The sequence below is a fragment of the Paenibacillus sp. 01L418 genome, from assembly GCF_056400045.1.
The window spans coordinates 19,041-34,427 of record NZ_JBFTSN010000033.1; the positions used below are offsets into that span (position 1 = coordinate 19,041).

The window sequence follows — 15,387 nt, forward strand, 5'->3', positions numbered from 1 at the left end:
TTAAACGGCTGACATCATCCTTCAGGGGCATACGTTGTTTACGTTCTCAACCGTTGCCGTCCAGAGAGGAACTGCTTTCGTTTCTCTAGCAAATATAAATACATGACCGTTATGAAAAAACCAATCATTCCTTATATTTACAAGGAAAAAAGCCGCATCAATAGCTCACTAGGAACTATTTCGATGCGGCTTTGAAGGTTTCCTGCCTACTTGCGTAATTCTGCTGCAAAAGATTGTTCTAATTGTAAAACAACCTTGCCATGCAGCTCTGTTACCTCTTCATCCGTCAATGTACGCTCGCCATGACGGTAAACAAGCGATATAGCCACGCTCTTCTTGCCAGCTCCCAGCTTCTCTCCTGTATATACGTCAAAGACGCGTACAGACTCAAGCAGTTCGCTTGCAATGTCCCATGCCACGCCAGTTAGCTTGGCAGCAGCAACCTCTTGATCCACGACTACTGCAATATCACGCTGCATAGCCGGGTAGCGGGGCAATACTTTATATTCGATTGCCGCATCTGCTTGCTCATAGATGAGGTCAAGTCCAATTTCCAGCACGTACGTATCAGCTAGATCCTCCTCAAGTTGAAGAGCAGGGTGCAGTTGGCCAACATAACCAATTACTTCATTGCCTTTAGGCGTGTGAAGAAGAACAGCAGCCGTTCTTCCTGGATGGAAATGCTCAGGCTGTGCCGCTTCGAATGATACGCTGGCTGTTAAGCCAAGTACGGCAAATACCGTTTCCAAAATGCCCTTTGCATCATAGAAATCAACTTGAGCCGCTTTTGTATTCCACTCCGCTTCTGAACGATTGCCAGTCAGAAGAGCTGCAAAACGATGCTTCTCATGAGGCAGGCGAGTCAATTGCTCTTCATCGGTATGGAATACGCTGCCGATCTCAAAGATCGCTGCGGATTCATTTTTGCGATTGCGGTTATAAGCCGCAGTCTCCAAAAGCTGTGCGATAAGCGTCGTACGAAGTACACTGCGATCCTCGCTCATAGGCATGGCTAGGCGAATTGGATTCGTATGCTCCGCCAGTGCAGGGAATAACTTCGTCCGCTCAGGTCCCGTGAAGGAATAGCTGACAACCTCATGCAAACCTGCATCTGACAGGCGCTTGCGCAGCTCGCGGCGAATAGCTTGCGGCTTCGTTAGCGAACCTGGCACAACATCGCCGTGAATAAGCGTAGTAGGAATTTCATCATAGCCGTGCAAACGAGCTACTTCCTCGATTAGATCTACTGCACGCGTAATGTCACCACGGCGTGTAGGAACATTTACAGTAAATACATTGTCGCCTGACAGCTCATATTCAAAGTGCAAACGACCAAATATCGTCTGAACTTCAAGTCTGGACAACTCTGTACCCAGATAGCCATTAATTTTATCCAATGAAACGGACACTTTGGCTGGTTTCACTTCACCTGCATGCACTTCTACAATACCTTCAGCAACTAAACCTTCAGCAAGCTCTGCGATAAGGGAAGCAGCACGATCGAGCGCAGGAATAACTCTCGCCGGATCTACTTCTTTCTCAAAGCGAATGCTTGATTCCGAGCGAAGTCCTAGTTGACGTGACGTTTTGCGCACGGTGCCGCCATCAAATTTTGCTGATTCTAGCAAAATGTTGACCGTTTCGCCTGTAACTTCGGTGCTTGCTCCACCCATTACGCCTGCAAGGGCAATTGGCTGCTCGCCATCAGTAATAACGAGCATATGCGGCTCTAGCTTGCGCTCTTGATCATCCAAGGTAACAAGCGTTTCGCCAGCTTTTGCAAGGCGAACATCAATGCGGCCGCCAGGCAAACGATCTGCATCAAAAGCATGAAGTGGTTGGCCGTATTCAAGCATAACAAAGTTTGTAACGTCAACAACGTTGTTGATTGGACGAACGCCGGCAGCGATCAATCGGTTTTGCAGCCACAATGGGGACTCACCGATTTTTACGCCTTTAATATAACGAGCCGAATAATGTGAGCAATGCTCAGGTGCACTAATGCTGACCGTTGCAAGGCTATCCGCACGTACGGTTGTATGATTTATAACAGCCTTTGGCAGACGAACTTCACGGCCAGTTAAAGCTCCAATCTCATAAGCAACGCCAATCATGCTGAGGCAGTCTGAACGGTTTGGCGTCAAATCAAGCTCGAGCACCTCATCGTTAATGCCAAGCACATCGCCAATTGGCGCACCGATCTTCGTTGTAGCTGGAAGAACAAGAATGCCTTCCTGCTGTTCTTTTGGCAGAAGCTTTTCATTCAAGCCAAGCTCCTTCGCCGAGCAAATCATCCCTTGGGATTCAACGCCGCGAAGCTTTGCACGCTTAATTTTGAAATCGCCAGGCAGTACAGCACCGATTACCGCAACCGGAACAAGCTGGCCTGCATCGACATTTTTGGCTCCGCAAACGATTTGCAGCTCTTCGCCAGTGCCAACGTCAACCTTACACACGTTCAGCTTATCCGCATCCGGGTGCTTTTCCTTCGATTTCACATAACCAACTACGACGCCGGTCACGCCTTTATTGCGGGATTCCACAACGTCGATTTCAATGCCGCCGCGCGTCATTTTCTCCGCAAGCTCCTGTCCTGTGAAGCCGGACAAATCGATATATTCATTTAACCATTTATAGGATACATTCATCTCTTTTCTTCCCTTCTCTCATTGCTACATTCTTGCGAATTGGCTTAAGAACCTCAGATCGTTCGTATAGAAATGACGAATATCGTCAATGCCGTATTTCAACAACGCGATACGCTCAATGCCCATGCCGAATGCAAAGCCGCTGACCTCTTCCGGATCGTAACCGCCCATTTCAAGAACGCGTGGATGCACCATGCCGCAGCCAAGAATTTCAAGCCAGCCCGTATGCTTGCACATGCGGCAGCCTTTGCCACCACACTGAACGCAAGTAACGTCAACCTCAGCACTTGGCTCCGTGAATGGGAAGAAGCTTGGACGAAGTCTAATTTGCGCTTGTGAGCCGAACATTTGCTGAACGAATTGCAGCAATGCTCCTTTCAAATCGCTCATCCTAATATTTTTGCCGATGACAAGACCTTCGATTTGATTGAACTGGAATGAATGTGTCGCATCGTCATCATCGCGGCGGTAAACTTTGCCCGGACAAATGACCTTAACAGGCGTTTGGCCCTTCATTGCTTTCATTGTACGAATCTGAACCGGGGAGGTCTGCGTACGCATCAAGATATCATCCGTAATATAGAACGAATCCTGCATGTCGCGGGCTGGATGGTTCTTAGGCAAGTTCAATGCCTCGAAGTTGTAATAATCCTCTTCAACCTCTGGACCCTCGGCAATTGTATAGCCAAGACCGATAAAAATATCTTCAATTTCTTGGGCAACCTTGTTTAAAGGATGCACTGCGCCGGTAGGCAATTGCTTGCCTGGCAGCGTAACATCCAGCGTCTCTGCAAGGAGTCTATTGTTCGTCTCAGCTTGCTGGAATGCATCCTGCTTCTCATCGATAACCGTTTCAATAGCTGCTCGAACATCATTCGCTACTTGACCAATTACTGGACGTTCTTCAGCGCTTAGTCCACCCATGCCGCGCAAAATTTCAGTCAAAGCGCCTTTTTTACCTAAATATTTAACGCGCAAATCATTTAGCTGCTGTGGTGTATCCACATGCTGAAGCTCCTGCAATGCTTCAACGCGCAGTCCTTCCAATCTTTCCTTCATTTTTCTTCGCCTCCATATCATCATCCCTAAATCATGCAAGCGTAACGGCTAAAGCCATCCTTAGGAGGCCTAGCTAACGTTTCGCGGTAAAATATAAGCTCTTTATAAGCTAATAAACTTATAAATTGTTATATTTACACAAAAAAAGGCCCTCTCTCCCTAAAGGGACGAAAGAACCGTGGTACCACCCTAATTCGGATTGAGCATCAGCCTGTACGCATAACCAAGTGTGGCTAACGTCGCCTAGAGGCGCTGAATGACAATCCCTTAGCCCCATAACGGCGGGAACCGGACCTTCCCTACACGCGCCGTATATCATGGCGTTTCAGGTGTCTGCTCAGGAGTGAACTTGGGCAGCCTATTTTCACAAAAACGCTCTCAGTCTACGGCGTCTTCTTCCTGTGCGAAAGTACTGCTTACTCTTCTCCATCATCGCTTTACTTCGAATATGAAATAATAATCTATATTATATGCAATCTGAAGTACCGTTGCAACCGCTAAGCTTGCTTTATTGCTACGAATCAATTCGCATCATCATTTCTTCCAGCAATCGAATGCGTGCGAACGACGCTCGGAGCAGCCCGATTCCTATTTCCGGGTACAAACGAATGAGCCTTGACACATTCTCGCCCAGCAGCTTCAGCACTCTCACATCGCCAAGCAAGGATTGCGCCGTTACTGTAGATGAGGTGCTGTCGAGCGCTGAAGTTACGCCGCACACATCCCCTGCACCGAGTACGCCGATCGTTCCTTCCCAGCCTGCTGCGGAAATGCTCGTAAGCTCGATATTGCCGTCAACGATGACATACATCGCGGGGTTAGGCTCTCCTCTTTGCAGCAGGTTCTCTCCATCCGGGCATACATACTCTTCGGCAATATTAGCGATTAAGCCTAGCTCCTCAAGCGATAAATCAGCGAAATAGGGAACCTGCCTTAAAAAGACTACTTTGTTTAAACGGCTCATCATCTGCTGGTCTTTGGACATTTGTTCCCCCTCCTCCACTAACGCCGCTGCAGCGATCTCCCGCCACCAATCATCATTTCCGTTTAGTGCTGCCTCCAATAGGACAATCGCTTCCTCATCGGCAGTTACTTCTCTTCCAGCTTCGCCGCGTTCTAGAACGGTCAGCAGAAACTGCGATAATCTGCGCTCACCCATGCCCTCCGCGAGCACTTCCCAAGCATTGCTGCGAATTTCTTCATCTTCATCAGCAGCTGCCCTTCTGATCGCGTCAACAACCTGCTCATCCGCAAGCTTGGTCAGCACCGCCCATACACCTGTAAAAATAAAGTCGCGAACCTCTCGCCAGCGCAGCAAAGCAAGCTCTGCAAGCTCCGTCTTCCCTAGCTGCTTAAGCGACAAGGAATAACCTGACGCTGCCTCAAGCTCACTTAAACGATTTAGCGCTTCATCCGTTAGCTTAGAACGCACCTGCTCGTCTGGCAGAAGTGCCGAGAGCGCAATCATCACAGCTGTCCATCGCTTCGGCGGCGCGCCATTCAAGCTGACAGTCAGCAGCTCGATCGCTCCATCGCCCATCTGAATAAAGCTTTCTGTCGTCGTGCGGAACATTTCTTGGTCCATAAGCGGGAGACTCTCCAGCAGAATGGGAATAATAGAAGTAACCTTAAGCCTTCCCAAACATGCAATTGCTGCAACCCTTGCCGCTGGATGCGCATCATCAACAAGCTTCTCAACCTTCGGCACAAACGAATACAGCTCAAGCTCCGCGATAACTCGGCAAATATAAACCGAGGATTCGCCTCCCGCATCAAGAATACGATCGATCACTTCCGCGCAAGCCTCGATACTTGCCGCATTGTTAAAGGAATACATCGCTTTGACTGCCTCTGCAACGACGCTCGGATGCCGATCAAGCAGCTTTTGCCGCAGGAAATAAAAAGCCTGATGCTCCATATGCTTCATTCTGCCAATCTGTCTTACTCCTTCGGCACGCATCTCATCGTCCTGATCCTCAAGAAATGCTGCTACCTTCACCATTGCATGCAGGTCTGCACGCTCGAGATTCATCGCTCTAACGGCAGCAACGCGAATGCGTGGATTCGGATCATCAATCTGCGCCAGCAAATCGGCAACATCATTCGGATTTTGTTGCCTGCCGATAATTTGCAAGGCAATTTCTTTCGCAGAATCTATCGGCTGCTTTAACATGGCCCTGAACTCTGCCATTGCAGCTTCGTTTCGACTAAATTCATCGAACTGCTCCGCTAAATCCTGCTCGCCAATGGTCTGTATGCTGCCTACAAGCTCGCGCATATAGAATCTTCTGCCGAACCAAGCAAGCACAAACAGCAGCACAGCGCCTGCAAATCCTACAAACGACAAGGCTGTCCAGGATACCCCAAAGCCTGAATGCAAAAACTGCAAGCCAGCGCCGATCAAAATGCCCGCCGTAGCCGCAATTCCTTGCGCTGCATATCTGTAGCTGTCACGCTGCGCAAGCGGAAGCGTCTTGAAGAACAGCTGATAGGAAGGCTCGGCTGAATAATAAAGCAGCAAATATAACAGCATGTAGCCGATCGAAATCATTGGAAGCGCCGCTGGACCGCCAACAAAAAATAAAGCGCCGGCAAAGGCGAGAACATAAACGCCTGATATAGCCGTAAGCATTTGGCTTGCACCAAGGCGTGCCATCAGCTTGCCTGAGACGGTTTGCAGCAAAAAGGCAAGAACAAACAACACCATCGTAATCATCCCAAAAAACCGGCTAAAAGCCTGTTCGCTTGGGAATGACATTTTTGTTACGTTCAGAAACTCATATTCCATTAGAAAATAAAGAGCTGGCATCAGTGTCATGAGCAAAATAACGGTTAGCAAAAAAGGAGATCGAAGCGCGTGCTTAAACACCGCTCCCGTTGACACCGGTTCCTCTTCCAGAGCATTTGCTTCGATTTTGATCGACAATGGCACCAAATAACGGGTGATCACTTTACGGTAATTCGGCAATGCAGCCAGAAGCAGCAAACCGGAAGCGGCATAAATAACCTCGGGTCCAAAAAACAGGCTTAAAAGCTGTGCAAGCAAACCTGCCGCTACTCCGCCAAGCGTTGCAGAGCCAACGAACACGGGCATGAGACGCTTCGCTTGCTGCGTCGAGCACAAATCAACCGCCAAGCTCCAAAGCAATAGGGTCTGCTGCCTTACGACAAAGCTGGACGCTATGAACAAGACGGGATAATATCCTCTCAGCTCTAGATCGAAGCTCTGCAATACTAGCAGCACCAATGCATTTACGGCAACGATGCCTAACATTATTCCATATAAGACGCGCATCAGCTTCGGCTTTGGCAGCCTAACAGCAAGCCAGGACAAGAGCCACGCCTCTAGCGGCAATATGATAGCCTCCGCCGCATATACATACGGAAGGTATTCACTTCCGAACCGCTGATTGAACAACGTCATAAAGCCATTGTAATTAAGCATTTCAGATATGCCGCAAATAAAAAAAACAGGTGCCATCATAAGCAGCTTTCGCTGATCCTCTGGACGGGCACCGATTGCGCGCAATATGGTATCTTTAGTCATATCTTTTTAAACCAGCTTTCGATGATAGATTAAGCGGTCTTCCCCTTCGTAGTAATAATCTGGACATCTACCAACCAGTGCAAAGCCGCTGCTCTCAAACAATTGACGAATGCGGTTGTACTCTGGCAGATCGCAAGTATAGGTTACTAGATATCTGGCGTTTACTTCTCCCAAAAAGTCATACATCTGCTCCATCAGCAGCGCCGCAACGCCTACTTTGCGATAATCATGATGAACAACCATGTAGTCCCAATTGAAACCTCCGGTTTTTTGCTCATTTTCAGCGATGCAATTTATGCCTATGACATTTCCATCCTCATCCTCGGCATACCAGAAATAAATTTCATTATTTACCGCGCGAAATGGAAGCTCTCGGAAATGCGTCAGCTCGCCTGGCGTGTAACGAGTATCATCAAATGAAAAGCCTGATAATAAAAATGCGACGACTTTTTCCGCCTCATCTATTGTGGAGATGCGACTAATCCGAAACTGTCCAACAAGCATTCGACCTTCCTCCTAACTTCAATTTTTAAACGGCGAGTGTGCCATTCCAGCCCTCAGTTGATCCCTTCTGGTAATACTCATCACATAGGTAAAAATATAGCTTTGCCGCTTTGTCGAAACGATTAATTTTGATCACTTCTATAAAGGTTTCTCTCGCATCGAAGAAACGCCCCTCTTGGCAAAGCATAATCCCCTTCTCAAACAGCGGCTTTGTACGATCCTTTAAAGCGCGCTCTGTATCTGAATCTCCCTCATATACGTCAATAAGCTCAATCGGATCATCTTTGCCGTCAATACGTACACGACCAAGCAGACGGAAGCGGAAGCGTTCAGGTGAACGCAGCTGCTCATAGAACGTACGAGTGACAAGTATTGATGCGCCCATCGTATCGGACATTCGTTCTAATGTTGCTGTAATATTCACGTCATCGGAGATAACATTGCCTTCCATCCGCTGCTCTTCACCCACGATCCCAAGCATAAGCGGCCCTTTATGAATGGCCATGCCTAGATCAACTGGAGCAAAGCCGGAAGCCTTCAAGCTTTCATTATAGGAAACGAGCTCTCTGCGTATCGCAACAGCCGCGCGCAGCGCATCTTCATTTCGTGAAGGGAACAGAGCCATAAAGCCTGCGCCCAAATATTTGCTTATTAGTCCTTCCTCTGTCCGAACGAAGGGACTAAACCGTTTTAGAAAGGTGTTCATAAAATCAAAATTTTGCTTTGGAGTCAGCTGCTTCGATAAATGATGGAATGAGCGAATATTCGCGACCATAACCGTCATATTTTGCTGAACCTGATCTCCAAGGTGAATATCGGTAATTCCCTTTTTGCCTAAATATTTAAAAATCTGCTGCGGCACAAAGCGATGCGAAGCTTCGCTGAACGAAGTAATGTCCTTTATGTACGTTCGAATATGAAGCGCCATACGATTGAACTGCTCTCCCAAATCGCCGACCTCATCCTGTGATCGTATGTTCACCTTCACATCCCAGTTGCCATTTGCCATCTCCATTACGCTTTTGCGAAGCTTGCGCAGCGACGAGAGCAGATAATACGTTACAGCGAGTACGAGAACGATTAATACTAAGCTTATAAGCCCAATGTTTCGCATGATGCTTTTGTAAATAGTTTGGTTGGATTGATACAATACATTCAAATCCCGGCCTGTTTCATAAACGCCTACAATTTTGTTAGTAGAATCATAGATTGGTCCAATCGCATATAGCCATTTGCCTGTAGCATCTTCCCATCGGTCCGTTACAACCTCGCCCTTCTCAACCACAAGCCGGTTCAGCTCGTTCTTAGGAAAAGGCTTGTACATATTAACGCCGTCATCATCATCCATAATGATGAAGATTTCACCATTTTCATATCTGTATAATGTGCTGTACAGACCTTTGCGATTTGCAGGATCCTCGCTTTCGAACAAGAAGTTCATTTTGCTCCGAATCGATTCATAATCCTTGCTCATATAATCGTTTGGCGAAGTCAATCGATTCAGTTGATCGCCGTTAATCATATTTTGACCATTGCGCGCAAGCAAAGACAGCTGCTTCTGCATCTCATCTTCCATTTTGCTGGAGAAACTATCATAAATAAAATTGGATAACATAATCATCGCTATTATCAATATCGGTACAATTGCAAAAACTTGTTTGAAAAACAATGAAATTCTGCGATTAAGCACATGTACATAGAACAGTCTGATTATCATAACTAAAATAACGAGCAATACGGCAGCTGCCAGCCACGTCATCCAGCCCTGTGCCACCGAACCGCGATCATAAGTTAGCTTCGTAAGGACACTCGTATGGCTGCCAGCCTCATCCATGCTGACGATGCTGTCACCTAAAGCAAGCTCCATCTGACCTGTTGCATTCATTGTCAAATCCATAATATCAAGGCTTTCCGCACGCGGAGCTTTTGTTTTTAACGATGCTTCATCTATGACCGTTCTTAAATTGCTGGAATCCTTCGCATTCATACTCGTAACTGCATTTACTAGGYGATCAATAAAATATAATTTTCCATTCTCGTGCAGAAGCAGTCCTTCAGGGAAGTTTTTGCGAGTGCGATCCATGCCTTCCAGCGGATAGGACAGCTCGCTTTCGCCGCCTGCATTCACTCTGAAAATAGCGCCGCGCTTTGTAGAGTAATAGATTTGATCCGGCGCATAACCTACGATTTCTGATAAGTAACGATCTGCAGGCAATTTAAATGTTAGCAGCTCCTCTGCCTTGCCGCCCGCAGCAGATAACCGATTTAATTGTACGTTCGTCTCTTCGTTAATGTAAAAATAAATATCTTCCTTTACAACTTGAAGACCTTTGATCAGCCCTACCCGTTTGTTGGTACCGCTTCCCTCGAACGTAAACAGGACCGTTCCTTTTGTATCGCCTATCGCGTAGCGAACAATTCTTTCTTCGCGTACATAAAGCCCATATCCGTCCAAAATCGTATCAAGAACATAGATTGTGCCGTCAGCCGCCACCGCTATATCTGTAAAATCATGTCTTATGGTCGCATCATCCTGCCGAATGACCTCTTCAATAGATCCTTTGCTGCCGATTCGTATAATCTCTTGACGTGAATCTCCGATAACGATCATGCTTCCATCCGGCCCTGCCGATGCCTTGGATAAATAAGTGAGGGGTTTCTCTGTTTTATACGGAGGGGTTTGAAAGTGATTTAAGTTTGGATAAAGCCAGAAGCCGAGGCAAATTGCTATTATACTCAGAAGAGTCATACCCATAGTGGACCTTCGCATGTGCACCATCGCTTTCATTTTTCAAAATATTTCTATTTCCATATTACTACATGTTTAGTCATTTAGCATCAGCATTGTTGTAAGAATTCATCGAATGTTAGCTATTTTAGTAGGTTTATGTTGATGGCTTTTAGGGCTTATAGTACTATTAAAATAGTAGAATATAGCAAAAAAACAGGAGAGGCATTAAGTAAGGCCTACTCTCAGGAAGGAATTATATGGGACAACTTATATGCGGAGGAGCTACCATGCAATGCTCTTTTGGAGCAGCTCCCGGCACGTTTAATGTGTTGCCTGCCAATCGCGTTTTGACGGCTATGCCGATCGCGAACATTATGGATAATAAACCGATGGTTAATATACTGCCCTTTGGAGTTTGTAATTCGCTGGCCAATCCGATGGTCGCAGCCGCAACTGCTGCTGCCTTAGGCGTACTTACCCCTCAGCCCTGTATTCCCGTTACAGCCGCTCCATGGGTGCCCGGCTCGCCAACCGTGTTAGTTGCGAACCTGCCCGCTTTAAACAATTCGTCCAAATGCATGTGCAACTGGGGAGGCGTCATTCAGTTCGTGAATCCGGGACAGATGACGATACAGGTACCATGATATGATAGCGCAAATTCTAAATCCCATAATCAAGCCCATTAAGCGAAAAATTATTGCGCCTCTTAAACGGGCGAAAACGCTGCCAAAGCGTATGCTTGCCGTGCTCCGCAAATGGCTGGTCACTGCTATTTTTGGCCCGCTTCGATCGCTCAACAATTATTTGCGCATCGGGAGCTACTACATAGCGAAGAAGCTTATCGCACTTGTTCTCGTCATTACTCTGATCATCGTTTATTTTGGATTTGTAAGCCCGCCAGCCTTCATTAACAAATGGTTCGGACGAACGACTCAGCTGGAAGCAGCTGCTGCTGCGAATGGCAGCTTCACAGGAGCTGCATCCGTCCTTGACGCGGAAGGTAATCTGCTGTTTAAAGGAGAACTGGTCGATGGTCAATACAGCGGTCCAGGGAAGCTATATTATCCAAACGGCAAGCTTCGTTACCAAGGAGATTTCGCTAAAGGAATGATGGCGGGCTCAGGCGAGTTGTTTAATGAAGAGGGCGAGCTTCTCTACCGCGGACAGTTTGCTGACGATCAATATGCGGGTGCTGGAACTTTATTTTATCCAGGGGGAAAACCTCAATATGTGGGCGAGTTTGTAGCCGGAGCGTACGATGGAGCTGGTACAGCATATGATGCTGGCGGCGGGATCATCTATGCTGGCGCCTTTCTGAAAGGTTCATACAGCGGCGATGGCAAACTTTACAATGAATCAGGCAAGCTGATTTATGAAGGCCAATTTAATAATGGTGTTTATGAGGGTACAGGCAAGCAGTTCGACAATAATGGCGTTTTATTATTCGATGGCAGCTTCCTTGCTGGCAAGCTGTCAGGCCCGGGAAAACAATATTACCCTTCAGGCTTCGTAAAATATGACGGCGCCTTTCTGCTCGGCAGCTATCACGGGGTTGGCAGCTTATTTAATGAGACAGGCTCCGTTGTTTATACAGGGTCGTTCGCCAGCGGACAGCAGAATGGCAGCGGACAAATGTTTAATGCCTCAGGCGGTATTGTCTATGACGGCAAATTCGTCAATAACAAATATGAAGGCATAGGAGCACTGTACGATATGGACGGCGCGCCTCTCTACAAAGGTTTTTTCAGAGACGGCAGCTTGTACGCTGAAGGCTTCATGAATCTGTCGCTCGTAAAGCTGCAAGAAACGTTGGGTGTTCCTGATGCTCCTGTAACTGTTCCTGAGGAAGAGCTTACTGAAGAAATCATTGTAGACGAACCTTCAGAACCTATAACGACCGACGAAGCTGATGCCTCAGCAGATTCTTCATCACCTGAACCGAAAGCGACAGACCAAGCAGCGATAGTACCTTCGGCGACGCCGGAAAGCAGCAGTAATTCAGCCGCAATGCCAACAGCAACACCGCAAAGCATTCAGACAAAGACAATGGCTGCTGGCGGCTCCACTGCTCTACCTGCTGCACTAGGCAGCACCAAGGAAACGGCGGCGAACACAGAGAAGGATACAACGAAAAGCGAAGACCCTGTATTTGTTGATCCCGACTTAGCACTCGATCCAATACTGCCGCAAACGCTGACGTTCAGCGCAATGCAAATGTCCTTTGTACTGGAGGTCGATGAAGACAATCCAGAAGCTTTTTTTGTAAGTCAACTGACGACATGGAATCCAGTTGTCATGGAACAAACGTACAGCAGATTATTAGCCGCCAAAACGGTATCCACCAAGGAAAAGCTCGACAATGGCCGAGTAAGGGTTCTGTTCAAGTCTGGCAGTACGCTTCTCACTTTTTTATTAAATAAAGATAAGCCTGTACGACTTGAAATGTCCTATATCGTTCCTGAGGAATAACAATAAAAGTGAACTTCCCCCCGTCAAGTAGACAGTACAAATAATAAAAACCATTAAACGGCCTTAGTCCTACACTCCATTGGACTGAGGCCGTTTAGTTTTGCCTGAAATCGTTCGTAATTGTAAAAGTGAATGTAGGCTTCAATGTCCTGTTCAAGCTCATCAAAAGATCGGTATGTTTGCAAATTATATTTTTCACACTTCAGGGTTCCCCAGAAGGATTCTATGGGACTGTTGAAGGCAGCGGCTATAGGGCCAAGTTCACCACTTTCGATTTCTTCGATAATGGTTAGTTTCTCTAAAGGATTTAGACATGAAAATGCTCCACTCATAGCAATAGGTTTTTTATTACTTCACCTGTCTACTATTTGGGGAGCATATTATTACGGACATACATTCCGCTATTTACTGATTTTAAGCCCATTTCCAATTCTAACGGACATCAGATGCGTTATTTATCCAAATTGAAGGATAATCATTGCTCTTGAAGCCAAATAAGAGACTGTATGTCCGTTAGCTCCTTAAAAATGGAGATTCCGAGCAAATAACGGCTCTGATGTCCGTTAGATCGTTAAAAATAGGGTTTCCAAAGCAAATAACGACTCCGTTGTCCGTTAGCTCTTTATAAATGGAGATTCCACGCTAATATCGGCTCTGATGTCCGTTAGCTCAATATAAAAATTGGAATCTCCACGCTAATATCGGCTCTGATGTTCGTTAGCTCAATAAAAATGGAATCTCCACGCTAATATCGGCTCCGATGTCCGTTAGCTCAATATAAAAATTGGAATCTCCACGCTAATATCGGCTCTGATGTTCGTTAGCTCAATAAAAATGGAATCTCCACGCTAATATCGGCTCTGATGTCCRTTAGCTCAATAAAAATGGAATCTCCACGCTAATATCGGCTCCGATGTCCGTTAGCTCAATAAAAATGGAGATACCAAGCAACTAACGGCTCTGATGTCCGTTAGCTCCACTTTCCAAAGATGAAGACTGTCATTTTCGTCCATTTCCCATCATCCGTTCTTTATGGCTATCATTCTTTCACTCGGAATATTGCTGAATAAAAGATAAAATCGGCTCTGGCTGCTCCAAGCTATGCGGGTGATGACCGACTCCCGGCTTCACAATGACTTTAATGGTCCCGCCAAGCTCCCGGTAACGTTTCTCGAATGGCAGCGTGTTCTCTTCTATAGGCAGCGGAATATCAGCATCTCCTGCAACGATCAAAACGGGAATACCGCCTGCTGCCAGCTCTTCTACTCTGTCCAGAGGAGAGCAGCCCTTAAGTKACGATTCCGTTTCTTCCAGCTCGCCGTACACAGCCAGACACTCCTCCCACTCAGCCGCTCCACCTGCAGCCACGCCTTTCCCGCCCGGCCAGCTGCGCATATCGAGTACAGGGGCATCCAAGTATAGCTGCTTCACTTGGTCTGGGTACTTGGCTGCATAGTTAAACGCATATAACCCGCCGCGGCTGAAGCCAAAAAGCACCGTTTTTGGAGCGAGCTCATAAGCTTTTGTCACGTAGGTTTGGAACGTTCGCATCCGCTCTACCGCACCCGGGCATCCATACATGTCGCTTAGTCGATAATAAGCAATTGCCCAGCCCTGCTCGAGCAAAGCCATATCGGCATAGGAGAACGCGTCAAAAAACTCAGTGCGCCATATCCAAGGCCTGCCTTCGGCAAATGTTTTAGGAAAAACGATTAGTCCTTCTCTTCCCTCCAGCATAAAATCGATACGCTCATAGCCCTTCCAGCTTGAAGTACGGCTATTATTTATGTTCTCTGGACGATCAGCCAAGGAGAGAATAAGATTTTTAAGCGCTTCGCCCTCCTTCAATGCCAGCTCCAGCGGCAGCGCTTCCGCTTTATTCGGGTTCGTATGTCCGACATGCTCCTTCCATGCCGAGCTAAGCAATCGATGGCGCTGCTGTACAGCTGAGAATAGCGATGAAGAGTCTGGTTGGAGCACATATTCGGGCATTTGCTCCAGTGATATATTAAACAACACGCGAAGCAGAGCCGCGGCGATCAGCCAGTGCCCCTCTGCATTCGGATGAATACCGTCCCCCGTTATATAATTGTGAGTCTCCTTACGCTTATGCTCCCACATGCGAAGCATTGGATCATGGATAGAAACGAGCGCATCTGCGACATCATCCAAAGTCAGCACCCAGTCTGCGTATMGMTTCAATACATCCTCATAGTCAGCAAAAGGTTGAGAATAGCTGTATGCTGGTTGCCCCGAAGGAAGCAAGCTGCCGCCGGTAAACGATGCAGCATCAAATGGAGGCGGCGTCATAAGAATTGCTTTGGCTCCCGCAGCCTTAATCTGAGTAACAACCCGTAATAGACCCTGTTGATACGCTTCGAATCTATCAGAAGAATAAGGATAATAGAWGCCGTCATTCATCCCATATC

At 47.0% G+C, this 15,387-nt stretch carries 9 protein-coding genes; 2 read left to right on the plus strand and 7 right to left on the minus strand.

The window, feature by feature from the left end:
• Nucleotides 1-206: 206 nt before the first annotated feature.
• The 5 genes from pheT to AC1DSE_RS07355 form a co-directional block, all read right to left on the minus strand.
• Nucleotides 207-2,648, minus strand: coding sequence for a phenylalanine--tRNA ligase subunit beta (gene pheT / locus AC1DSE_RS07335; RefSeq protein ID WP_441879021.1), 2,442 nt, complete (start codon nt 2,646-2,648; stop codon nt 207-209).
• Nucleotides 2,649-2,672: 24 nt separating this feature from the next.
• Nucleotides 2,673-3,707, minus strand: a complete 1,035-nt coding sequence (gene pheS, locus AC1DSE_RS07340; protein WP_477509353.1) for a phenylalanine--tRNA ligase subunit alpha — start codon at nt 3,705-3,707, stop codon at nt 2,673-2,675.
• A gap of 514 nt (nt 3,708-4,221) precedes the next feature.
• Nucleotides 4,222-7,254 carry a cyclic nucleotide-binding domain-containing protein gene (locus tag AC1DSE_RS07345; RefSeq protein ID WP_477509354.1) on the minus strand — a complete coding sequence of 1,011 codons (3,033 nt, stop codon included), beginning with the start codon at nt 7,252-7,254 and terminating at the stop codon, nt 4,222-4,224.
• A 6-nt stretch (nt 7,255-7,260) separates the two neighbouring features.
• A complete protein-coding gene (locus AC1DSE_RS07350) occupies nt 7,261-7,758 on the minus strand; it encodes a GNAT family N-acetyltransferase (protein ID WP_477509355.1) in 498 nt (165 codons plus the stop codon).
• 25 nt (nt 7,759-7,783) lie between these two features.
• The gene (locus AC1DSE_RS07355; protein ID WP_477527542.1) at nt 7,784-10,513 is read right to left on the minus strand and encodes an adenylate/guanylate cyclase domain-containing protein; all 2,730 of its coding nucleotides are present in this window, start codon (nt 10,511-10,513) and stop codon (nt 7,784-7,786) included.
• A gap of 233 nt (nt 10,514-10,746) precedes the next feature.
• On the opposite strand from AC1DSE_RS07355, the gene AC1DSE_RS07360 reads away from it, so the two are divergent.
• Nucleotides 10,747-11,133, plus strand: coding sequence for a DUF4280 domain-containing protein (locus AC1DSE_RS07360; RefSeq protein ID WP_441879030.1), 387 nt, complete (start codon nt 10,747-10,749; stop codon nt 11,131-11,133).
• Nucleotide 11,134: 1 nt separating this feature from the next.
• Nucleotides 11,135-12,958 (plus strand): MORN repeat-containing protein, encoded by a 1,824-nt coding sequence (locus AC1DSE_RS07365; protein ID WP_477527543.1) that lies wholly within the window; start codon nt 11,135-11,137, stop codon nt 12,956-12,958.
• Between the two features lie 53 nt (nt 12,959-13,011).
• Here AC1DSE_RS07365 and AC1DSE_RS07370 read toward each other — a convergent pair whose 3' ends face one another.
• Both AC1DSE_RS07370 and AC1DSE_RS07375 read right to left on the minus strand, forming a co-directional pair.
• A complete protein-coding gene (locus tag AC1DSE_RS07370) occupies nt 13,012-13,290 on the minus strand; it encodes an IS3 family transposase (RefSeq protein ID WP_477509358.1) in 279 nt (92 codons plus the stop codon).
• 715 nt (nt 13,291-14,005) lie between these two features.
• On the minus strand, nt 14,006-15,387 hold a 1,382-nt coding region (locus AC1DSE_RS07375; protein WP_477527544.1), incomplete at its 5' end, for an alpha/beta fold hydrolase.